Genomic DNA, 21,363 nt, shown 5'->3' with positions numbered 1-21,363 from the left:
AAGTCTTTTTTAAGATGTTAAAATGAAAGTGATTACAAGAAAGTCGTTGGAAAGCCAGCTTGGCTTTCTCGGAGTGACTGAAGAGGAAAGATGATGAAGAAAGCAATTCTAATGATGACTTTTGGCTCGCCAGAGGAGATTAGCTTTGAGGGAGTGGCTGAATTTTTTACCAATATTCGCCGCGGTGTCAGGCCGCAAGACCATGAGATTCAGACCCTCTATAATAACTATGTCCTCATCGGTGGAACGCCTCTGCAGCGTATCAGTCTAGAAGAAGTAGAAAAGGTCCGCCAGCGTTTGTCTGGCGAGTATGCGGTTTATTTTGCCAATAAATTTTCATGTCCTTTTATTCCAGATGTGATTGAGCAGATGGAGGAGGATGGTATTGAGGATTGTATCTGTTTGATTCTAGAGCCGCATTTTTCTTACTATTCTGTCATGGGCTATGAGAAGTTTATCCAGAGTGATACCATCCGCTTTAATATCATTAAGGAATGGTATCAGGAAGAAGCTATTCTTGATTATTGGTCAGAGGAGCTGAGAAAGATTCTTACAGAAGAGGTTGGAGAAGAGACCTTCAAGATTTTCTTCTCAGCCCACAGTGTGCCTATTCTGGCCTTGGATTTCGGAGATCCTTACATTGATCAGATCTATGACAATGCCCGTTTGATTGCTGAAAGGTTAGGTCTGACAGAAGAGGATTATCTCAATGTTTGGCAGAGCGAGAGTGACATTGGGCTCCCTTGGATCAAACCTGATGTACTGGACTACATGCGCCAGCAAGAAACACATCCGCAGCATTATATTTTTGTGCCGATTAGCTTTATCAGTGAGCATATAGAGGTTCTTTTTGACAATGACGTGGAGTGCAAGGAACTTTGCGAAGATTTGGGTGTTGCCTATCATAGACCGCCTATGCCCAATGCAGATGACCGTCTAATTGATGCCCTGATTCAAAGTATCCGCCGCCATGAGCATGAACCCTTCAAAGAGTGTTTTCCAGAAGAAGAAACCTTCGATGAATTACAGCCATCGGAGGAGAGCAGCCAGATTCTTGCAGAGGATGCAGAGCTGAAAATGCCAGATTTCGTCAAGAAGCTAATTGAGAAAAAGGGGCGTGAGAATGTTAAGATGCCGTATTTTGTCAAGAAAATGCTGGAGAAAGCAGGAAAGCTGCCCAAGAGTTGATTGTTCATATTCGTTGATGACTTTATAAGATTATTCTAGAAGGAGAAAACCGTGAGACTTTGGCACCAAGATTTGATTGAAAAACTTCCGCGCCAGCAGCTTTTAGGCCAGCACCGAGAGTGTGCAGCCTTGCGTGGACGAGGGTGGGGCAAGCCGCATGCGACGGTCAACTATGTTTTTGAGCACAGCCCTTATCGCCTGTATGCTTATCACCTGCTGATTATGGAGGAGATGCAACGACGGGGCTATCAGCCGGATACCCTTTGGCTGGATAGGGACTATCGTGGCAAGACCTGTCCACCTTACCAGCAGTTGCCAGCTGATGAGCTAGAACATCCCATTTATCCAGAGCATGATGAGGCCTATCTGCAAGAATGTTTGGAAAATCTGAAAGAGAAGGGGATAGATATTGCCTGATTTCCAAGTGCCAAGACGGCATAGTATTAAGGTTATAGAACAAAAAGGAAGAGACAGTGCTCTTCCTTTTTGACTTTTATGAGTTCAAAATAAACTTTTCAATAGCTGTAGCGACCCCATTTTCCTCGCAGCTGTCTGTGACAGCATGGGCAATGCTTTTGACATAGTCTGAAGCATTGCCCATGGCTACACCGAGGCCTGCATATTCCAGCATTTCGATATCGTTGTTAGCATCACCGATTGCCATGATTTCCTGAGGCTTGATGTCCAATTGTTTAGCCAGTCGCTCTAGGGCAAAGGCTTTGGTCACACCAGCCGGCATGGCCTCGTAAATAACTGGCTGGGAGCGAACGCCGCTGAAACGCTGGCAGATTTCTTGGCCAAAGTCAGCTTCAAAAGCATCTACCTGTTCTTGGCTGCCTAAAAACATAGCTTGAAACATTCTGTGTTGACCGCTGCAAGCCTCTTCTAGACTAATCTCGGTTGGAGTGGTGAATACTAAGCTAGCATCATTCACGACATAGGAACTGGCTTTTTCTCCGACAACGAAATAATGCTCTTCATCAAAGAGAGTCAGCTGGACAGGGCTATTTTCAGACAGGCTGTAGAGATAGCGAATATCCTGACCGCTCAGCTCTTGCCAGTCTACCAGACTCCAGTCGCTGGTCTGGTGTGTAGCGCAGCCATTGTCCACGATGACATATTCGTTTTCTTGTGCAAGGCCCAGCTTGTCATAATAGGGCTTGACACCAACCAAGGGACGGCCTGTGCAGAGAACCAATTTGACTCCTTTTTCAATAGCTCGGTGCAGAGCTTCGATGTGAGCCTGGGGAATTTCTTTTTTGCTGTTGAGCAAGGTGCCGTCCATATCAAGTGCAAGAATTTTAATCATAAAGTGTCTCCAAAATTATTCTCTGACTAGTATAGCATAATTTACAGAGAAAGTCCGAGTCTATAGGAAAAATCACTGGTCTTGTGTTATAATAAATAGAATACCCTAAAAGGATGAGAAAAATGAATTTAGAAGATTTGAAAAAACGTCAGGAGAAGATTCGCAATTTCTCCATCATTGCCCACATCGACCACGGAAAATCAACCTTGGCTGACCGGATTTTGGAGGCGACTGAGACGGTCTCCAGCCGGGAAATGCAGGCCCAACTCTTGGACAGCATGGACTTGGAGCGGGAGCGCGGTATCACCATTAAGCTCAATGCTATCGAGCTGAATTATACTGCAAAAGATGGGGAAACTTATATTTTTCACTTGATAGACACACCGGGGCACGTGGACTTTACCTATGAAGTATCGCGCTCGTTAGCGGCCTGTGAAGGGGCTATTCTAGTCGTGGATGCAGCTCAGGGGATTGAGGCTCAGACCTTGGCTAATGTCTATCTAGCGCTGGACAATGACTTGGAAATCCTGCCAGTTATCAATAAGATTGATCTGCCAGCTGCGGACCCAGAGCGGGTGCGGGCAGAAATTGAAGACGTGATCGGACTGGATGCTAGCGAAGCTGTGTTAGCTTCTGCCAAAGCTGGCATTGGAATTGAAGAAATCCTCGAACAGATAGTAGAAAAAGTTCCAGCTCCGACTGGAAATGTTAAAGCACCGCTCAAAGCCTTGATTTTTGACTCGGTCTATGACGCCTATCGTGGGGTAATCCTGCAAGTGCGGGTTATGGACGGTGTGGTCAAGCCTGGAGATACCATTCAGCTCATGAGCAATGGCAAGACCTTTGATGTGACTGAGGTCGGCATCTTTACTCCGAAAGCCATTGGCCGCGATTTCCTAGCGACAGGGGATGTTGGCTATATCGCAGCATCTATCAAGACTGTACAGGATACTCGGGTCGGGGATACAGTGACCTTGGCCGACAATCCAGCTGCAGAGCCACTAGCTGGCTACAAGCAGATGAATCCTATGGTCTTCGCTGGTCTATATCCGATTGAGTCCAATAAATACAATGACCTGCGTGAGGCGCTGGAAAAGCTCCAGCTAAACGACGCCAGTCTGCAGTTTGAACCAGAAACATCACAAGCTCTTGGTTTTGGATTCCGTTGTGGATTCCTGGGCTTGCTGCACATGGATGTTATTCAGGAGCGTTTGGAGCGCGAGTTTAATATTGATCTGATTATGACGGCGCCGTCAGTTATCTATAAGGTCAATATGACAGATGGTGCTTCAATTGATGTGTCCAATCCGAGCGAATTTCCAGACCCGACTAAGATTGATTCTATTGAAGAGCCTTATGTCAAGGCGCAGATTATGGTGCCTCAGGAATTTGTCGGAGCAGTGATGGAGTTAGCTCAGCGCAAGCGTGGTGACTTTGTGACCATGGATTATATCGATGATAATCGGGTCAATGTCATCTATCAAATCCCGCTTGCTGAAATTGTCTTTGACTTTTTTGACAAGCTCAAGTCCTCTACTCGTGGCTATGCGAGCTTTGACTACGAAATTTCTGAGTATCGCTCGTCCAAGCTGGTTAAGATGGATATTCTCCTCAATGGCGACAAGGTTGATGCCCTTAGCTTTATCGTTCATAAGGAATTTGCCTATGAGCGTGGTAAGCTGATTGTAGACAAGCTCAAGAAAATCATTCCTCGTCAGCAGTTTGAAGTACCCATTCAGGCTGCTATCGGTCAGAAAATCTTGGCTCGGACAGACATCAAGGCTCTGCGTAAAAATGTCTTGGCCAAGTGTTATGGTGGTGACGTTTCTCGGAAGCGCAAACTCCTGGAAAAACAAAAAGCCGGTAAAAAACGGATGAAAGCTATCGGCTCTGTCGAAGTCCCACAAGAAGCCTTCCTCAGCGTCCTGAGTATGGATGAGGAATAGTGGTCTACTGCTTACTATTTTTTGTATCAAATCTCACGGTAAAGATTTTTAGTAAACTAAAAAATGTGGTAGAATATAGATATCATTCAATCTAGCCTGTAAAAGGAGTTCCGCCATGAAAAAGAAGTACTTTCTGCTCTCCCTGATAATCTTAGCCGGCCTTTCTCTGTCTTCCTGTAGCCTTATCAAGAGCTATAGCAGTCGGAAACCATCTGATTCTTCCAGTCGGGTTTCCCTGAGAGATGACAGCGATACAAGCAGCAGCAGTCGTAGAGAAAAAGATTCGTCAAAGACAACTGGTACTATGCGCGTCGGCTCTGATGATTATGGCTATATCAGTATTCCTGATAATTGGATTAAGTTTACAGACGTAGATGGTGGCGACAGCGTCCAGTATACGGATGGAAGTGGCTATAACATTGTCACGATGAACGCTTATACAAAAGAAAAAGCTAACATTGGAGAAGGTGAAGAATTCAACGCTGAAACCATTGCCCAACGTATTGCTTACCATTGGAAGGATAATAAGGAAGTCGATGACTTTTGGGGTGCAAAGAGTACTGTAGCCGGCAATGAAGCTTTTCAGATTAATGTTGTTTTAAAATCCACTCAAAACCTAACGGTTTGGGTCTTCAAACAAGGCGATAAGGTCTATATGATGTCCTTTGAAGGCGATGAAGATACTCTGTATGAGTTTATCCCCTATATCGAAGAAACTTGGAGCGCTAGCAAAGACGGCGGAAAAAGCATTTAGCGATAGCATTTGATGATAACTCTCTAAGTTTATAAAAAGCAAATCTGGGACTGGTTCTCAGATTTTTTTGTGAGGTGGAATATGTCATATTTTTGGGTTTTGATGACATTTAAGAGCGCTCATTTTATGATATAATTAAAACAATTTGAATACAGAAAGAAAAATATATGACTCAAGAAATTGACCTTGAAAAATACCATCAGCTAGCCCTGCAAAAGCAGAAAGAGCATCGAAAATTTTTAGCCAGTCTCAAGAAAAAGCCACCAAAAAACCTAGATAAAATTGCCCAGCAAATTCATGATGAGGTTTTTGAAGAGATTGACTGTATAGCCTGTGCCAATTGCTGTAAGACACTGGGACCAGACTTTAAGGAAGCCGATATAGTCCGAATTGCCAAGTATTTCAAGATGAAGCTGCCAGCTTTTGAAGAGGAATTTCTACAGGTAGACGAAGACGGTGACAAGGTTTTCAAGGCCATGCCTTGTCCTTTTTTAGGTGGAGACAATCTCTGTTCGATCTACGATGTCCGTCCTAAGGCTTGCCGAGAATTTCCCCATACAGACCGCAAGAAGATTCATCAGATTAATCATCTGACAATCAAAAATACCCTGACCTGTCCTGCGGCTTATCTCTTTGTGGAGAAGCTGCGGGATAGGTTGTAGAATCCCCCTCTAAATCTTGTACAAAAATTCTAGGGCGGAAGTATCTTAGATCTGTTAGACTATAGTTAGAATTGAACATGGCCTAGAAGCTGTGTGAAAAAGACAAAATTTTCTCGGAGCAGGAGCCCCTCCGTCATTTTCCTATTTTCACTTTGCTTTTAAGGGCCTTAGTATCTTTTGTGAGGTGAAAAAGAATATGATGCATCAATTCAATCGAACCATGGAATATCTGGAAAGTAAGTTGGACGCAGAAGTGGATTTGCAGAAATTTCAGCAGCTATCTGGCTATTCTTATGCTCTCTTTAGCAGGCTCTTTTCTATCTTGGCAGATATTACTTTAGCAGAATACTTACGCAATCGCAGGTTGTCAGAAGCTGTGACAGACTTGCAGGAAAGCTCTGAGAAAGTCATTGACATAGCGATGAAATACGGCTATGACTCTGCGGATGCTTTCAGCGCAGCCTTCAAGAAATTCCATGGTGCGACTCCCTCAGAAGTTCGAAATGGAAAACCTTATCGCGTCTTTCCTAGACTTCAATTATCCTTAAAGATTACAGGAGGAAAGAACATGGATATCAAGATTCAAAAGAAACCTGCTTTTACCGTAGCAGGCGTCCTATTGGAAGCTATTGATAATAGCCAGTGCCCGTCTGCATGGGAGAAGCTCTATGCCAATTACAGCTTTGAAATCCTGGAAAGTATGGGCAGTGGCCAATCCTTTGGTGTCTGCTCGGATGTTAAAGAAGGCGAAATCATCAATTATATGGCCGCTTATGATGTGACGGATAAAGCCAAAGCAGAAGAACTAGGTCTGTTAATCAAAGAAATCGCAGAAGCTGAATATGCCATCGTACCAGTCAAAGGGGCTATACCAGCCAGCATCCACCATGCTTGGAAATATGTCTTGGAAGTCTTTTTTCCAGAAACTGGCTATCGTCACTCAGGAGCACCAGATTTTGAAGTCTACACCGAGGGTGATATGTCCTCCCCAGACTATCAAATGGAACTCTGGATACCAGTGGTGAAATAGAATGGTGATTGCAAGTCATTTTTTAGGTGTCGATTACAGAGGAGGATGATGCTATGCAGATTTATTTTGGGGATGTTTCTCTTTGTTATACATATTCACTTGCGATGGCGCTGCATTCGTATGGTTATGATGTTCGCCCTGAGTTTTTGGAAGCCATTATGGTGATGGGAAATGGTGCTAGTATTATAAAGGAAGATGAAAAACACCCCTTAGTCTTCTTTGATAATGGGATGCCAGACAGTTCTATCAGTCATTCTTTAGATATTCTGGGTTTTACATATGATGAATACTATATAAAGGATCCAAATGCGGTGAATCTTCTCTCTATCAGAGAGATCTTAAGTAAGTTCTTGCTCAGCGGGCCAGTTGTTCTTGGCCCTTTGGACATGGGTTATCTGACTTATAATCCCAATCATATCCATTTGTATGGGGTGGACCATTTTGTTTCAGTTTATGATCTAGATGATGAGTTTATCTATTTCCATGATCCAGCAGGCTTTGCTTATATGAAAATGAGTTTCTCAGAATTTTCGAAAGCTTGGGAAGCTAAAAATATCGACTATAAAAGAGGTTCTTTCTCCATGTGGGGAAACTTCCAAAAAATCAAATCTCCAACTTCCAAAGAGATTTACCAGAAAACATCTATACTGATGAAGCAACGATATGAGCACGGCGAGGAGAATGTGATTGCAAGATATGCTAAGTCGGTAGCGGAGAATGGCTTGAATGAAGAACAAAAGCATCTTCACCAATACTTTAGTTTCAAATTAGCTTCTATCAGAAATCTATACATGAGTAACTTCTTAAAAGACCACGATACGGTCAGATCTGAACTAAAAGCAAATTTAGCAAAGTTGTTCGGCCAAGCTCATCTATTTTGTATCAAGGAAGATTATCAGAAACTGTCAGAAGTCTTGTATGATATTGCTGCGCTAGATAGTAAATTTAGAGATTTGTGTATTCACTATAAAGAAGAGTAGAAGAAGTGAGAAAAACGAAGATTTGGGAATGCAGCAGAATCAAAACAAGAGCCACCAAACTATCAAATGAAAGTCTGGATTCCAGTAGTGAAATAGAATGAGAATCAGCCGTTTATTTTTGAGCGGCTGGTTTTTTATGCATTGTGGTATAATGAAGCTACTACAGTTGCAGAAAGGATTTCTACCTTGTCATACAAATTTCTACTTTTCGACCTTGACCATACGTTGCTGGATTTTGATACGGCAGAAGATATTGCGCTGACTCAGTTTTTGAAGGAACAGGGCGTGACGGAGATTCAGACTTACAAAGATTATTATATTCCCATGAACAAGGGGCTTTGGCGGGAACTGGAGCAGGGGAAAATCACCAAGCCAGAGCTGGTCAATACTCGCTTTTCTCGTCTTTTTGCCCATTTTGGCATTGTGAAGGATGGGGCCGAGTTGGCTCTTCTCTATCAGCAGCATATTGCTCAGCAAGGACAAACATACGCTGGTGCAAGCGAGCTTTTGGACAGTCTGACCGCAGCTGATTATGAGATTTACGGAGCGACCAATGGCATCACGGCTATTCAGAGCGGCCGCATGGCCCATTCCGACATTTCTCCTTATTTTAATCATATTTTTATCTCGGAAAAGATGGGGACTCAGAAGCCTGAAGCTTTATTTTATGAAAAAATAGCAGAGCAGATACCAGATTTTGATCTGTCCCAGACTTTGATGATTGGAGACTCCTTGACAGCAGATATTGCTGGTGCTAATAATGCCGGACTAGACTCTCTCTGGTACAATCCCAAACAGCTAGAAAATGAAAGTCTTTTTCAACCGACCTATACCGCTTATTCTTATGACGACATTATCAGACTATTGGTTCCATAAGGAGACTGCAAATGAAAAACTATTGTTCTTTTAAACAAGAGAGACTAATCTAAAAAATTTTTAACTCTGTCAAGAAAAAAACTTGACAGCTATTTTTAATCTGCTATAATAGAACATGTGCTTAATAGCTTTGCTATTTCACCAAAAGAAAAAAATAAAGAAAAGAGACCTTAATAATGGCAGTAAAAATCCGTTTGACTCGTATGGGTTCTAAGAAAAAACCTTTCTACCGTATCAATGTTGCAGACTCACGTTCACCTCGTGACGGACGTTTCATCGAAACAGTTGGTACTTACAACCCACTTGTAGCTGAAAACCAAGTGACTTTGAAGGAAGATCGTATCCTTGAGTGGTTGGGTAATGGTGCACAACCTTCTGATACTGTACGCAACATCCTTTCAAAAGAAGGCGTATTGAAGAAATTCCACGATTCAAAATACTCTAAATAATAGAAGCGTAGGTTGACATATGGACACGATTGAAAATCTAATTATTGCGATAGTGAAACCTTTGATTTCACAGCCAGATGCCTTAACTATCAAGATTGAGGATACACCTGAATTTTTAGAATATCACCTGGATCTTGATCAGAGTGATGTTGGACGTGTAATCGGTCGTAAAGGTCGTACTATCTCCGCTATAAGGACGATTGTTTACTCTGTCCCAACTGAATACAAAAAAGTTCGCATCGTTATTGATGAGAAATAAGAAGAACGGGACCAGTATGTCCCGTTTTTTTTCTATTTCTCTTAGCGAACTGAGTGCGCAGCTCTCAAGTGAGCTTAGCGAAATTGATGCCCAGCAAAGCGTGGGTACAAAGCCCTTAATGAAACAAGCCGTTAGGCGCAGTTGAATTTAGGGGAATTGATGCAGTTCGAGTCTATGCGAGAACTATCTACCTTATTTTTTAATGAAATAAGCGAGAAGCGTGGAAACGGAGGAAATATGAAGTCAGAAGATTATGCTTGGAACACCCATGAACGAGAGTGTTATGAGAATGGACAAGTGAGTCTACCCAGTCCTTACAAGCTAAAGATTCTTGATGACGGTCAGAAAAGATTGGAACTGGAACAAATCTTGGTCCAGCTTCCTCAGAAGCAGCTTGCCCAATGGGCAATGGAACATGCTACTCGCTTTATAGCTTTGATAGATATTGGTGACGATTTTAAAAAACAGCAAATCTTGACTCAAGTTCAGGAAGTGTTTGACGCCCGACTTGCGGGCAAGGTTTCTGCCTATGAGCTGAGGAAGGCTGGTTTCTTGGCTCAAAAGCTGCCGCAGCAAGCCAAATCACCAGTTAGCAAGTATGCTGCGCGTGTCTTTGCCCAAGCGGTCGCAACAGCTCATATGCGAGGTCATGCCATTGTCTCAGCGGATTATGCTGTCAAAGTAATGAATCTGCAGAGTCCAGATGATATGCAAGCAGTTGTCAGAGAAAGAAAGCAACAGATTGAATTGGCCAAAGAATGGCAAAAAAGTATAAATAAGATGTAGAATGGAGGCAATAGGATGGATCATATCGAAAGAACTGATGCTAAGATATTCTATCGGATAGAAGGGCGAGGTCACAAAGAAACGCTCGTGCTCCTGCATGGTCTGAGTGCTGACTCGGGCATGTTTCAGCCTCAGATAGATTTTTTTAAAGGTTGCTATCAGGTTATTGCGCCTGATTTACGAGGAAATGGACAATCAAGCCAGCTGACTTGTCAGGCGGATCAGGTTCTAGATATACAGGCAGAAGATGTGTTGGCGATTTTGGAAAAAGAAGGTATCAGCCAAGCCATTATCGGAGGGACTTCCTATGGCGGTATCTTAACCATGCACCTCATGACTCAAAATCCGCAAATCTTTAAGGGAGCTTTCTTGTGCGATACTTTTTGTGCGACGGATTTGTCGCCAATGATGAACTCTCTGGCTCAACTTACGGCTCCTTTGGTGAAATACTCATGGTTTATGAAGCTATCAACCTTGCCAATTTATAAACGATGGCCTTTAGCTCGCTCCTATTTTGTTGATTTATTCGACCGGATACGACCTGAGGAGTCTGTTTTGCAGCGCAGGGCAATTGAAGCCATTGATTATCGTGCTGCCTTGGATAAGTGCAAGATTCCTACACTTTTGCTGGCGGGGGATTTTTCAGGAAAATTAGTCCAAATGATGAAAACAACTAAGGAACATCTTAGTCATGTTCAAAATGTTGTCATTGCTGATTCGTTTGATCCGTCGAATCTATGCCAACCAGCCAAGTTTAATGCTCTGGTGGAGGAATTTGCTAAACAGGTTTTCGAAGATAACGCCGATACCTCTAATCCTGTCGATTGAAAATAACCTCTACGATGCCATTTTCGTTTTCGTCTTCAAGAATCTCAAGAGTCTGGTCCTGAACCAGCTCTTTTAGTATCTTAGCCTGAGCTGGGGAAATCTTAAATACAATTTTCTTAATTCCCTGAATGCCATTTGGGTGGGTGAAATTCTGAGGTTTGGGGTCAATACTGAAATAAGTCATAAGAAAAGGAAAGCTTGTTCCATGTGGAAAGAAGCAGCGGTACCGTAGCTCACGATTTTTTGTATCTATCCGTTTGAGATTGTTGAGAAGCAAGCCCTTGATGCCTCTCTTAGCAAGAAAATTCATTTCTTCATCCAAGTCACCATAATCTTTTTCAATACAAAGTCCCTGCCAGCCTTCCTCGCACTCATCCCAGTAGAAAAAGCGCTCCAGATTTTTAGGTCTGCCAAATAGTTTAGCTATGATTTTAGCTATTACAGGAATGCCTGTATTTTCCAGGAGCTCAATATAGGGGCCTTGACTAAAGTATATTAAGGCGTTGTTTGGTTTTTCCCTTCTGCCGTATTCGACGACAAAACCCTTTGCTTCCCATTCCTTGACCACTTCCTGTAAGTCTTTTACCTTGTAAATCAGATGGCCGCTTCTCATCATAGTAGCCCTTCCTTTTCGCATTCTGCTTTTACCTTAGCATAGATTTTTAGGAAAAACAAGCCTTGAGATTAGTCTTCATTCACAGTGCAAACAACTGCCTCTTGTAACACGGAGCTTTATTGAATATAAAAAATTTTTGGTATTGGGGTGTCCTTATTCCACTAGTAAAATAGCTATCTCTCAGATAGTAGTGTGTGCCCAGATAATATTGTTAAGAATTGATTGTAAACATTATGAAAGAAAAAATAATCAAAACGAAAGTAGGACAGCTATTTGTGTCCTATCAACCTGCGGAAAAGATTGCTGTATTTTTAAGCGGTGCAGGGAGTCTGCCGACCTATGAAAATTTTTTGCCAGTCATTCGGAAGTTACCTAAAAATTGGGGCTATTTAACAATAGATTACCCTAATGCTGGGCAAAGCCCACTGGAAAATCAAGAAAATTTTGTTTTGGACGATTTGGTTCAATCTATTATGGAGGTTTTATCGCATTTTAAAGTAATCCAGTATGCTGTTTGCGCGCACAGTATTAGTGGCCTTGTGGCAGTTAAAATTGCTGAGTCAGAGACGTTTTGTCAGGGACTAATCTTAATTGAGCCGACCACTTATTCTGTTCTATATGGCGAATTAGCTCAGAATCCTTATCCCGAATTTTTATCCTTACAGGAGAAAGTTCAGACGCTCGGTGGAGGATATGAATATCTGAAAAAATAGGACAAGAGAGTTTTTCAGTAGCTGATTTTAAAATCTTATGGGCTAAGGCAGAAAGGAGTTCTGATAGATTAAAATCTGTACAAGAAGGATTTCAACATTATTGCAGTATCGCAAAAAGCGATTTTCAAAACTTAGATATCTCTTTTCAATTCCCAATTTTTATCCTGAGTCAGGCCTATCGAGAACAAGAATATAAATATTCCGAATTTGCTTCACAAAATACTCAGATTATTTTAGGAGGAAACCATCACTATTTACATTGGAGTCAGTCAGAAAAGATAGCGGAGCTTCTTTTGAAGTGTGATGAACGAGAGGTATACAAGCTTTAAATGGTATATTGAAAGTGGGTGTGAAGATACATGTAAAATAGCTGAGATTTTAATCTCAGCTATTTAGTACGTATTTATGAGAGTCTACCCAAGAATCTCAGCAATAGCATCTCGAATTTCCTGAACGGTTGCGGATTTGCTATGGTCACTGGTATCAAACTCGATATATTGACCATCATCATCAACAGTTCCCCCGACAGGCCCTTCGGATCCATCGACTGATGTTCCAATGGCAGGGGGGATGCTCGTATCTGCATAGTCTATATCAATAACGATGATGCGCGTATTGGCCTCTAAATCATCTATCATTGGAAGAGACGATGCGGAGGTCATATTCTGACTAGCATAGTATTCTAGGAAAGCCTTGATGGTTAGGTTATCAATTTGAGCAATTTTTTCGTCAAGGGCTGAGACATTTCTAGTTTCTTTCGTTTCATTTTCCATTGCTTGGCCTTTTTTGACCTGTGTCAAAGCAGTCAAACTGGCGGCTGTGGTAGCTAGAATAGCAGTAGAGAGAAGGAGTTTGCTTAACTTTTTTCCCATAGGTATCACCAACTTCTTTCTAGTTTTGCGTAAACACACTTGGGTGTTTATAGTGTTGTGACTCTATATGTATAATTATACGTTAAATAGCAATTTTAATCAAATAAATATAGGCAAGGGAATTCCCTCTTATCTCCCTTGTACATTCCCCTATATCATGATAAAATACTAGGCAGAGTATAATATGTTGGAGTCGAGATGAATTATTTTAATGTTGGAAAAATCGTCAATACGCAAGGTCTGCAAGGTGAGATGCGGGTTTTGTCAGTGACGGATTTTGCAGAAGAGCGTTTTAAAAAAGGCAATACTCTTGCCCTGTTTGACAAGAAAGATCAGTTTGTCATGGACGTGGAGATTGCCAGCCATCGCAAGGTCAAGAACTTTGATATTATCAAGTTTAAGGGGATGTACCACATCAATGACATTGAGAAATTTCGTGATTTTACTCTGAAGGTCCGAGAGGAAGACTTGACGGACTTGGAAGACGGGGAATTTTACTATCATGAAATCATCGGCCTTGAAGTCTATGAAAATGACATTCTTCTTGGTACGATTAAGGAAATTCTGCAGCCAGGAGCCAATGATGTCTGGGTGGTCAAGCGTAAAGGTAAGCGTGATTTGCTGCTGCCTTACATTCCGCCAGTGGTGCTGGGAATTGACATTGACCAAGGTCGGGTTGATGTAGAGATACCGGAAGGACTGGACGATGAAAATTGATATTTTGACTCTCTTTCCGGAGATGTTTGCGCCCTTGGAACACTCTATCGTCGGTAAAGCTCGGGAAAAAGGCCTCTTGGAAATCAACTACCACAATTTCAGAGAGAAGGCAGAAAAATCCCGTCATGTAGACGACGAGCCTTACGGCGGAGGTCAGGGGATGCTGCTACGGGCACAACCTATTTTTGATGCCTATGATGCCATTGAAAAGAAGGAACCTCGTGTGATTTTGCTGGATCCTGCTGGCCGGACTTTTGACCAAGCCTATGCTGAGGAGCTGGCTAAAGAAGAAGAACTCATTTTCATCTGTGGCCATTACGAAGGCTATGATGAGCGGATTAAGACTTTAGTGACAGATGAGATCTCGCTTGGTGACTATGTCCTTACTGGGGGAGAATTGGCAGCTATGACTATGATTGATGCTACAGTTCGCTTGATTCCAGAGGTTATTGGCAAGGAAGCCAGTCATACAGATGACAGTTTTTCGTCTGGACTCTTGGAGTATCCTCAGTACACTCGCCCCTATGATTATCGCGGCATGGTCGTTCCTGAAGTCCTTATGAGTGGCCATCATGAAAAGATCCGTAAGTGGCGTCTCTATGAAAGTCTGAAAAAGACCTACCTAAGACGTCCAGACTTGCTGGAACACTATGAAATGACGGCCGAAGAAGAAGCAATGTTAGAAGAAATTCGACAAGCTCAATCGAACTGACAAGCAAAGTTAACTCTTAGAAAGGATCTAGGAGTTTTTGCTTTACTCAATACAGAAATGCTCATTTTTGTTGGAAAAACCATCTTATTTTTCTAATAAAACATTTTTGTAACCAAATTGTAATAAAAAAACTATTAAAACTATACGTTTGCTACTAGTTAATACTAGCGTTTTGTGATAGTATATTACTATGCGGGCTGCTATACCCAGGGTAATTATAGTATGTGAGATTATAAAAAGGAGATTGATTATGGAAAAGAAAATAGGCAAGTCTGTTGTAGCGACTGGTATCGCAGCTACAACTATTATTTCTGGTGGACTGACCCATCAAGTGCACGCGGATGAGTTGGTTGAATCAACTGTAACAGCTCCACAAGCGACTGAAGTAACTGGAAAACCGGTGACAGCAGCAGATGTAGCTGTTGTCCAAGAAAATGCTGAAGCTGCTAAAGCTAAACTCGATGAGCAAAGATCGATAGTAGATACTGCTAAAACAGAAGCTGAAGATGCAAAAACTAGCGTGAAAGTGGCTGAAGCCGCTGTTGAGAATGCTAAAGAAATACAGGCAGAAGCAACAGAAGAAAATGTTGCTAAAGCGGAGACAGAAGCAAAAACAGCAGAGCAAGAGGTTAGCACGAAAGACGTTGCTGTTCGAGAAGCAGCGGCTAAAGCTGCCAAGGCTGACCAAGCTGTTAAAGATCAAGCAAATACTATTAAAGCGAGTCAATCTCTGGTAGATGTTGCAGAGACTGAATTGAAACAAGCTAAAACACCACTTAACTCAGAAGAGCAAGCTGTAGCAACTGCTAAGAGTCAGCAAAGTCAAGCACAGACTGCTTTAGACAATGCAAAGTCTGAACTGACAAAGGCAGAACAAGCAGCGTCTTCTGCTCCACAGGTGCAGGCTGAAATCCAGAATAAAATCAATCAGGCAAAGGAATCTTTGGGTCAAACCAATCAAGCTATCAGCTCTCTTGAAGGACAGATTCCGGCTGCCGAGAAAGCAGCAGCAACAGCTCCTGTTGACCTTCGCAATACGACTTATTCTCAATTTTTAGAAAATGTTCGTAACAATGCGGCTAATCAGGAGATTCGTGATGCTGCCAATAATGCTCTTGCAGTTTATCAACGTGGACAAAATGAATTTGGTATCTCAGTTAATTCTGACCCAACAAGTCCAGCTAGTCTAGAAAATAACCTTCAAGCTTTGGAGTTGGTTAAGGCGATTAATGCTTACCGTCGTAATGCTGGCTTACAAGAGTTGTTGGTTGACCCGTATGCGAATGTGGCCAGCCAGATTCAGACTATCTACTTTGAGCGCAATAACAGGCACATGGGCAAGCTGATTCGTAACGAGAATGTGGCGATTAGTTTTGACCCTCAGGGTGCAGTTAATTTCTGGCATAATGAAGAAAAAGCACTCTACCAAGAGATTGCAGCGCAATATGGACTGCCTACTGATGAAACTCAGATTGATGCTAATGCTATCTACATGAGAGTTGGAGCAGATGTGTTTGCTAAGATTGGTCACTATGTTCAGATGATGGATAATAAAGCCAATGCTATCTCAGCAGCTTATGATAAGCATCCAAACCAATGGGGCACACCTCATGGTACATCCGAAGTTGGTTTCCATCATATTAGCAACTTTGACCAACGTGTTAATAACGGTACTCTATTGACTGTTGCGGCTATGGAGCAGTTGTTGCGTGCTGGTGGCGGTCGTTCTGCAGGTTCTAACGCTAATGTTACAGCACTTAAGAAACAAATAGCTGAACTTAAGGCTCAAAAAGTCGGTCAGGAATCAGCTATCAATATCCTCAATGCTCAATTAGCTGATGCTCAAAAGGCAGCGGCAGATCAAATTGCAGCAGTTGAAGCAGCTCGTCAGAAGGTAGCAACTGCTGAAAATAATCTGGCATTGACCAAGCAAAATGTTGCCCTTAAGCAGGAAGCTCTCGACAGAGCGACAGCTAAGATTGCAGCAAACCTAGCACCTTATCAGACTAACTTGAGCAATGCTCAGGCTGTTCTAGCGGCAGCTAAGGATAAGTTGGCAGAACTTCAGTCTGCTCAAGAAGCTGCGAAAGCTAATTTGACAACTGCTCAAGAGGATTTCTTGGCTGCTCAAAAGACATTAGCAGCAGCTAAAAAGAAAGTTATTGATCTAAAAAATGCTCCTCAGTTACTAGCAGAAGCTGAGCGAGAGTTGGCAGAAGCACAGCTTGATTTTGAAGCTAAACAAGCAATCTTAAATCAAGAGACTGCAACTTTAGCTGTCCTTGAGGAATCCTACAACAGTCTTCAAGCGACTTATGAAACTCTCTTGAATATCTTGAACCAAGCATCTCTCCTTTATGGAAATGCTCTGAATAGCAACTACCGCTCAGGTGAAGATAAACAGACTCTAACAGCTGTAAAAGGTGGAGCAGCTGGTCCAGGTACAGAGGATGAATCTAAGAAAGATTCAGATGCTAAGACTGCAGAAGTTCATGCGAACACTCGTGAAGTCAAAGGAGCAACTACGGGTGCCGTTCAAGCGGCAGGTGGTGGTGCATTTACTGATTTTGTTGTAAATCCTGCAGCTCAGCTAGCAAGTGTGGCTACGACAGCCGATAAGGCTCCAACGGTACCTGCTATTCTGCCAAATACTGGTTCAGAAGCAGAACGCCTTGCGATTTTTGGTATGGCACTTGGTGCAGCTGCCTTTTTGGGAACCAACAAGCGCCGTCGCAGAGACGAAGATTATAATTAAAGAAATACAAAATGAGACTGGAATAATTTTCAGCCTCATTTTTTGTCTATAGCTGATAAGCAATCGCATATAGAAAGGAAAGAGAGGCTAAGTTCTGCATTTTCTAAGAAAAAACTTCCGATATTAACTGTCGGAAGTTTTCAATATACATATTAGTTTCTATTTGACTGCTCCGCCTGTTACACCTTCTACGTAGTATTTCTGCATGAAGATGAAGAGAAGAGTGATTGGGATAGCGATGATAATCGCTCCAGATGTAAAAGGTAGGAACCATTTATTGATGGCGTCCTTATTAAGCATTTGGAAAAGTCCTAAAGCGACTGTGTATTTTTCCTTGACATCGCCTAGGATGACAGAGGCAAAGATGAAGTCGACCCAAGGTCCCATGAAAGCCATAAGTGCTGTGTAAACGATAATCGGTTTTGACAGCGGCAGTGTGATAGTCCGGAAGATTTGGAAGCGGGTAGCTCCGTCGATCATAGCGGATTCGTCCAAAGAATATGGGATAGTATCAAAGAAGCCTTTAGCGATATAGAAGCCTAGAGCTGCTCCAGCTGAATAAACCAGAATCAGTGAGGTCAGGGTTTGTGTCAAATTGAGTGCTTTCAAGATGTAGTAAACCGCAATCATAGACATGAAGCCTGGGAACATGTTAAGAACCAAAGCCAGCTTGAGGAAACGGTTTTTATGCTTGAATTTGATACGGCTGAGTGAGTAAGCCATACCCACAGTAATCAAAGTAGACAGGATACAGGTTGCTGTCGCAACAATCAGGGTATTCATAAACCACTGAAGAAAAGGATAAGTGTTGTTATTAAACAGTCTGATATAGTTGTCAAGAGTATAAGTCTTAGGGAAGAAGTAAGGGACTGCATTAGAACCTTCACCACGGAAGCTGGTCAGAAAAATCCAGATAATCGGCGTTAGCCAGATGAGTGCTAAAACAGCCAGTAAGACATAAATCCCTAATAAACTGAGTTTTTTTCTATTTTTCATTATTTAGCAGTTCCTTCCTTGAATGATGCGGATCTAGTATAGGCTAAGAGACTGAAGGCTGCAGAGATTGCAAAGATCAGGATACCGATAACAGATGCCAGATTGTAGTCCTTGGCAGAAACGGTCAGTTTATAGAGCCAGGTAACCAAGAGGTCAGTTGAGCCTGCCTGATAGTAGGAAGAGTTAGTAGGTCCACCGCCTGTCAGGAAGTAGATAACGTTGAAGTTGTTAATGTTTCCGATAAACTGCTGAATGAGTGATGGCGCCATAATCAAGAGAATTTGAGGGAAAGTAATGCTCTTGAAGATTTGAAGCTTGCTAGCTCCATCAATCTCAGCGGCTTCGATTTGCTCACTAGGCAGGTTCATGATAATCCCGGTCGCTACCAGCATGGTAAATGGAATACCAATCCACATATTGACAAGGATGATGGAGAACTTAGCCCAAACAGGGTCACTCAAGAATGGAATTGGATTCTGAATGAGATGGAGGCTTTGCAATAGTCCGTTCAAAGGTCCATTGTCATTCAGGAAATTACGCATCAAGAGCAGGGACACGAATTGAGGCACAGCAATAGTGATAACGAAGAGTGTGCGCCAAACTTTCTTGTACTTGAGGCCTTTTGTATTGAGCAAGAGAGCTAAAACGATTCCGAAGAAGAAAGTAGTAGCTGTCGCAGCAACCGCCCAAATCAAGGTCCAGCTTAAAAGTGGGAAGAAGGTGCTAGCCATACGACCTGAGAAAACATCACCAAAGCTAGAGAAGCCAACCCAGTCAAAGAGTGATTTAGGAGCTGGATGCTTATGGTCAAAGTTAGTAAAGGCCAAACAGATCATATAGATCAGAGGCAAGATGGTAAAGAGCAGTACTCCGATAAGAGGGATGCTCATTAGGCCCATGTGAAAGCGGCCGTCAGCCAACGTCTTAAAGTCCTCAACGAAGTTGGGAATCTTCTGGCCTGACTGCTTGAGAGCCATCAAGTGACGAGCACTTTTCAGATTACACCAGTAGATGTAGGCGAAGACTGCACAGAAGATGAGAGAAGCAAGTCCAAAAATCAGCATCAGCATAGAGTTATCACCCGCTACTTGAACAGTGATTTCCAAGCCGTTAACTTTTTTGATAGCCTCTCCTTGCTCTTGAGTCCCCAATGTAATCATGCCGCCAATAGCTGGTATGATTTGGACTGCAAAAGCAATCAGGAAAGCAATTTCTGAGAAGAGGAAGAGCAGCCCCTTGATAAATTGTTTGTTTACAAGGTTGCTCAGTCCCATTACCAGAAAAGAGAGTTTGACATCCCATGTTCCCTCTTTAAAGATCTGAACCATGGATGCATTGTCATAGGATGACTGAGTCATAGTATTCTCCTTATATTTACAAAGAAAGAAGTGAGGAGGTTGCCCCCTCACTTCAATGCTTATTTAAATTTGCTTGAGTATTATTTAGCTGCTGCTAAATCTTTATCAAACTGTTGTAATTTTGCGAGGTATTGATCTTCACCAAATTTACCGTTGTAAGCATCGCTGAGGATTGCAGCACTTTCAGTCCAGAAGACAGACATTTGGCTAAGTTTAGGCATAACTGTTGTGTAGGTATCAGAAGATCCCATTGTGATAACAGCTTGTGCCAAGGCATCTTTCTTAACATCTTCAGACTCTTGCACTTCTTTGTTAGCAGGGATGATGTGACGTCCTTCAAACTTGAATTGGTTTTCTTGGCTTTCTTTGCTAGTAAGCACTTGAGCCAGTTTGTAGCTTGCTGCGATACGGTCAGTGTCGCCGTTTGAAGGTGTTTGGTTAACTGCGTAAAGTTTTACACCGAGGAAGGCTTTTTGTTGAACGTCTTGTCCACCGATGTTAACAGTTGGGTAAACAGAGATACCAAGGTTGTCTTTGCCGACAGCTTTTTCAGCAGCTGCGTAGTCCCATGGACCTGATTGGAAAGCGTCAACTGAACCATCTTCAAATTTAGCAAGAAGGTTAGAAGCATCTACGTTTACAAAACCGCTGTTATTCTTTTGAGCTGCGATGAACTTCAGAACGTTCACACCGGCTTCGTTACCCCAGTTTGTTCCGTCTACTTGCTCACCATCTTTACCAAAGAGAGTGTCGCCAACAGAAAGGAAGAGTGGAGCAGTGATGTATCCATTAGCCTCTTTCAAGTTTCCACCAAATTTAGCTTTAGAAGTGATGGTTTCATAAGACTTAACATCATCAGCGGAAAGCCTTGATTTGTTATAGTAGGTTACTTGTGATTCGATACCGTATGGGAAAGCATAAGTTTTGCCTTTGTATTGAGCACCAACTGCTGCTTGTTCAGTATCGTTTTTCTTGACTTCTTCTGCCATTTTAGAAGGAACTTCTTGAATAGCTCCAGCTTCAACTAATTTACCAAGTTGGTCGTGTGGCAGAGAGAAAACATCAGCAGCAGTACTAGCATCTTTTGTCAGATTTTCCTGAGCGTTTGGATCTTCCATTTCGACTACATCAACCTTGTAGCCTGATTCTTTCTCGAACTTGCTAACTGTATCAGAGTAAGAATCTTTAGCACCAGTTGGTACCCAAAGTTTCAAGGTCTTGCTATCAGCTTTAGAAGAAGAACTCTCCTTGCTACTGTTCGAGCTACAAGCTGCTAACAGTGTTCCTGCAGCCAGCAAGCTGACACTGCCCAATACTACTTTTTTCCATGTTTTCATTCCTATTTCCTCCCGGAATTTTTATTTACAATCCTATTATGCAACCGTTTGCAATTTTTGTCAAGTCTTTTTTGAAAAATTTTTTAAAAATATATTAATTTTTCTAAAATTTTTCTATTTTATCTCTGTTTATTTAATCAAAGCCTATTAAAATGGCTGTGCAATCGCTTGCTTGATTTTTACTTAGAAAACGCATTGTTATAAAGAAAATCATGTTTCT

Annotated in this window: 21 protein-coding genes and 1 pseudogene; 16 read left to right on the top strand and 6 right to left on the bottom strand. The window is 42.2% G+C overall.

Annotated elements, in window-relative coordinates; genetic code table 11:
- Positions 1 to 93: 93 nt before the first annotated feature.
- Both hemH and SSV_RS05975 read left to right on the top strand, forming a co-directional pair.
- Positions 94 to 1,188 (top strand): ferrochelatase, encoded by a 1,095-nt coding sequence (gene hemH / locus SSV_RS05980; RefSeq protein ID WP_176693627.1) that lies wholly within the window; start codon positions 94 to 96, stop codon positions 1,186 to 1,188.
- A 51-nt stretch (positions 1,189 to 1,239) separates the two neighbouring features.
- Positions 1,240 to 1,605 (top strand): TIGR02328 family protein, encoded by a 366-nt coding sequence (locus tag SSV_RS05975; RefSeq protein ID WP_072074071.1) that lies wholly within the window; start codon positions 1,240 to 1,242, stop codon positions 1,603 to 1,605.
- Between the two features lie 76 nt (positions 1,606 to 1,681).
- Here SSV_RS05975 and SSV_RS05970 read toward each other — a convergent pair whose 3' ends face one another.
- Positions 1,682 to 2,497: a Cof-type HAD-IIB family hydrolase gene (locus tag SSV_RS05970; protein ID WP_072074070.1), complete on the bottom strand. Its 816-nt coding sequence runs from the start codon at positions 2,495 to 2,497 to the stop codon at positions 1,682 to 1,684.
- Between the two features lie 122 nt (positions 2,498 to 2,619).
- Between SSV_RS05970 and lepA the strand changes: the two genes are divergently transcribed.
- From lepA to SSV_RS05920, 10 genes are all read left to right on the top strand, one after another.
- Positions 2,620 to 4,443, top strand: a complete 1,824-nt coding sequence (gene lepA, locus SSV_RS05965) for a translation elongation factor 4 (protein WP_176693572.1) — start codon at positions 2,620 to 2,622, stop codon at positions 4,441 to 4,443.
- Positions 4,444 to 4,558: 115 nt separating this feature from the next.
- The gene (locus SSV_RS05960) at positions 4,559 to 5,197 is read left to right on the top strand and encodes a hypothetical protein (RefSeq protein ID WP_072074068.1); all 639 of its coding nucleotides are present in this window, start codon (positions 4,559 to 4,561) and stop codon (positions 5,195 to 5,197) included.
- Positions 5,198 to 5,364: 167 nt separating this feature from the next.
- Entirely contained in the window at positions 5,365 to 5,859 is a 495-nt protein-coding gene (locus SSV_RS05955) for a YkgJ family cysteine cluster protein (protein ID WP_072074067.1), read from the top strand.
- Positions 5,860 to 6,055: 196 nt separating this feature from the next.
- The gene (locus SSV_RS05950; protein WP_072074066.1) at positions 6,056 to 6,889 is read left to right on the top strand and encodes an AraC family transcriptional regulator; all 834 of its coding nucleotides are present in this window, start codon (positions 6,056 to 6,058) and stop codon (positions 6,887 to 6,889) included.
- A 53-nt stretch (positions 6,890 to 6,942) separates the two neighbouring features.
- A complete protein-coding gene (locus SSV_RS05945) occupies positions 6,943 to 7,869 on the top strand; it encodes an ATP-binding cassette domain-containing protein (protein ID WP_072074065.1) in 927 nt (308 codons plus the stop codon).
- A 186-nt stretch (positions 7,870 to 8,055) separates the two neighbouring features.
- The gene (locus tag SSV_RS05940; RefSeq protein WP_072074064.1) at positions 8,056 to 8,745 is read left to right on the top strand and encodes a pyrimidine 5'-nucleotidase PynA; all 690 of its coding nucleotides are present in this window, start codon (positions 8,056 to 8,058) and stop codon (positions 8,743 to 8,745) included.
- Positions 8,746 to 8,921: 176 nt separating this feature from the next.
- Positions 8,922 to 9,194, top strand: coding sequence for a 30S ribosomal protein S16 (gene rpsP / locus SSV_RS05935; protein WP_002895310.1), 273 nt, complete (start codon positions 8,922 to 8,924; stop codon positions 9,192 to 9,194).
- 19 nt (positions 9,195 to 9,213) lie between these two features.
- Complete coding sequence (kphA, locus tag SSV_RS05930; RefSeq protein WP_002895313.1) at positions 9,214 to 9,453, top strand: RNA-binding protein KphA; 240 nt, start codon at positions 9,214 to 9,216, stop codon at positions 9,451 to 9,453.
- Positions 9,454 to 9,690: 237 nt separating this feature from the next.
- A complete protein-coding gene (locus SSV_RS05925; protein ID WP_072074923.1) occupies positions 9,691 to 10,239 on the top strand; it encodes a putative immunity protein in 549 nt (182 codons plus the stop codon).
- A gap of 15 nt (positions 10,240 to 10,254) precedes the next feature.
- A complete protein-coding gene (locus SSV_RS05920) occupies positions 10,255 to 11,067 on the top strand; it encodes an alpha/beta fold hydrolase (protein WP_072074063.1) in 813 nt (270 codons plus the stop codon).
- Here SSV_RS05920 and SSV_RS05915 read toward each other — a convergent pair.
- The gene (locus SSV_RS05915; RefSeq protein ID WP_255297043.1) at positions 11,051 to 11,683 is read right to left on the bottom strand and encodes a VOC family protein; all 633 of its coding nucleotides are present in this window, start codon (positions 11,681 to 11,683) and stop codon (positions 11,051 to 11,053) included. The two genes, SSV_RS05920 and SSV_RS05915, sit on opposite strands and share 17 nt — an antisense overlap.
- Before the next feature lie 233 nt (positions 11,684 to 11,916).
- Between SSV_RS05915 and SSV_RS12375 the strand changes: the two are divergent.
- A pseudogene (locus SSV_RS12375) lies at positions 11,917 to 12,725 on the top strand (alpha/beta fold hydrolase).
- 84 nt (positions 12,726 to 12,809) lie between these two features.
- On the opposite strand, the gene SSV_RS05905 reads toward SSV_RS12375, so the two are convergent.
- Positions 12,810 to 13,268 (bottom strand): hypothetical protein, encoded by a 459-nt coding sequence (locus SSV_RS05905; protein ID WP_002897445.1) that lies wholly within the window; start codon positions 13,266 to 13,268, stop codon positions 12,810 to 12,812.
- Positions 13,269 to 13,466: 198 nt separating this feature from the next.
- On the opposite strand from SSV_RS05905, the gene rimM reads away from it, so the two are divergent.
- The 3 genes from rimM to SSV_RS05890 all read left to right on the top strand — a co-directional run bounded on the left by rimM (position 13,467) and on the right by SSV_RS05890 (position 17,452).
- Entirely contained in the window at positions 13,467 to 13,985 is a 519-nt protein-coding gene (rimM, locus tag SSV_RS05900; protein WP_072074062.1) for a ribosome maturation factor RimM, read from the top strand.
- A complete protein-coding gene (gene trmD, locus SSV_RS05895) occupies positions 13,975 to 14,697 on the top strand; it encodes a tRNA (guanosine(37)-N1)-methyltransferase TrmD (RefSeq protein ID WP_072074061.1) in 723 nt (240 codons plus the stop codon). The genes rimM and trmD overlap by 11 nt, the downstream gene beginning before the upstream one ends.
- A 190-nt stretch (positions 14,698 to 14,887) precedes the next feature.
- The gene (locus SSV_RS05890; RefSeq protein WP_072074060.1) at positions 14,888 to 17,452 is read left to right on the top strand and encodes a CAP domain-containing protein; all 2,565 of its coding nucleotides are present in this window, start codon (positions 14,888 to 14,890) and stop codon (positions 17,450 to 17,452) included.
- A 159-nt stretch (positions 17,453 to 17,611) separates the two neighbouring features.
- On the opposite strand, the gene SSV_RS05885 is transcribed toward SSV_RS05890, so the two are convergent.
- The 3 genes from SSV_RS05885 to SSV_RS05875 form a co-directional block, all read right to left on the bottom strand.
- Complete coding sequence (locus SSV_RS05885; RefSeq protein ID WP_002904608.1) at positions 17,612 to 18,448, bottom strand: sugar ABC transporter permease; 837 nt, start codon at positions 18,446 to 18,448, stop codon at positions 17,612 to 17,614.
- Entirely contained in the window at positions 18,448 to 19,806 is a 1,359-nt protein-coding gene (locus SSV_RS05880) for a carbohydrate ABC transporter permease (RefSeq protein ID WP_072074059.1), read from the bottom strand. Before SSV_RS05880 ends, SSV_RS05885 begins: the two co-directional genes overlap by 1 nt.
- An 80-nt stretch (positions 19,807 to 19,886) precedes the next feature.
- Positions 19,887 to 21,143, bottom strand: a complete 1,257-nt coding sequence (locus tag SSV_RS05875; protein WP_072074058.1) for an extracellular solute-binding protein — start codon at positions 21,141 to 21,143, stop codon at positions 19,887 to 19,889.
- Positions 21,144 to 21,363: the final 220 nt, after the last annotated feature.

It is taken from the genome of Streptococcus sanguinis, from assembly GCF_001078705.1.
Classification (GTDB): domain Bacteria; phylum Bacillota; class Bacilli; order Lactobacillales; family Streptococcaceae; genus Streptococcus; species Streptococcus sanguinis_D.
The sequence above is the reverse complement of the archived record's forward strand: the minus strand, read 5'-3'. Positions and strand labels throughout refer to the sequence as shown.

Bases quoted from the DNA above. Each gene is read 5' to 3' on its own strand.
- rimM (WP_072074062.1), top strand. From the start codon at position 13,467: ATGAATTATTTTAATGTTGGAAAAATCGTCAATACGCAAGGTCTGCAA.
- SSV_RS05955 (WP_072074067.1), top strand. From the start codon at position 5,365: ATGACTCAAGAAATTGACCTTGAAAAATACCATCAGCTAGCCCTGCAA.
- SSV_RS05950 (WP_072074066.1), top strand. From the start codon at position 6,056: ATGATGCATCAATTCAATCGAACCATGGAATATCTGGAAAGTAAGTTG.
- SSV_RS05880 (WP_072074059.1), bottom strand. From the start codon at position 19,806: ATGACTCAGTCATCCTATGACAATGCATCCATGGTTCAGATCTTTAAA.
- trmD (WP_072074061.1), top strand. From the start codon at position 13,975: ATGAAAATTGATATTTTGACTCTCTTTCCGGAGATGTTTGCGCCCTTG.
- rpsP (WP_002895310.1), top strand. From the start codon at position 8,922: ATGGCAGTAAAAATCCGTTTGACTCGTATGGGTTCTAAGAAAAAACCT.
- SSV_RS05905 (WP_002897445.1), bottom strand. From the start codon at position 13,268: ATGGGAAAAAAGTTAAGCAAACTCCTTCTCTCTACTGCTATTCTAGCT.
- SSV_RS05945 (WP_072074065.1), top strand. From the start codon at position 6,943: ATGCAGATTTATTTTGGGGATGTTTCTCTTTGTTATACATATTCACTT.
- kphA (WP_002895313.1), top strand. From the start codon at position 9,214: ATGGACACGATTGAAAATCTAATTATTGCGATAGTGAAACCTTTGATT.
- lepA (WP_176693572.1), top strand. From the start codon at position 2,620: ATGAATTTAGAAGATTTGAAAAAACGTCAGGAGAAGATTCGCAATTTC.
- SSV_RS05875 (WP_072074058.1), bottom strand. From the start codon at position 21,143: ATGAAAACATGGAAAAAAGTAGTATTGGGCAGTGTCAGCTTGCTGGCT.
- SSV_RS05970 (WP_072074070.1), bottom strand. From the start codon at position 2,497: ATGATTAAAATTCTTGCACTTGATATGGACGGCACCTTGCTCAACAGC.
- SSV_RS05885 (WP_002904608.1), bottom strand. From the start codon at position 18,448: ATGAAAAATAGAAAAAAACTCAGTTTATTAGGGATTTATGTCTTACTG.
- SSV_RS05960 (WP_072074068.1), top strand. From the start codon at position 4,559: ATGAAAAAGAAGTACTTTCTGCTCTCCCTGATAATCTTAGCCGGCCTT.
- hemH (WP_176693627.1), top strand. From the start codon at position 94: ATGAAGAAAGCAATTCTAATGATGACTTTTGGCTCGCCAGAGGAGATT.
- SSV_RS05890 (WP_072074060.1), top strand. From the start codon at position 14,888: ATGCGGGCTGCTATACCCAGGGTAATTATAGTATGTGAGATTATAAAA.
- SSV_RS05915 (WP_255297043.1), bottom strand. From the start codon at position 11,683: ATGATGAGAAGCGGCCATCTGATTTACAAGGTAAAAGACTTACAGGAA.
- SSV_RS05925 (WP_072074923.1), top strand. From the start codon at position 9,691: ATGAAGTCAGAAGATTATGCTTGGAACACCCATGAACGAGAGTGTTAT.
- SSV_RS05920 (WP_072074063.1), top strand. From the start codon at position 10,255: ATGGATCATATCGAAAGAACTGATGCTAAGATATTCTATCGGATAGAA.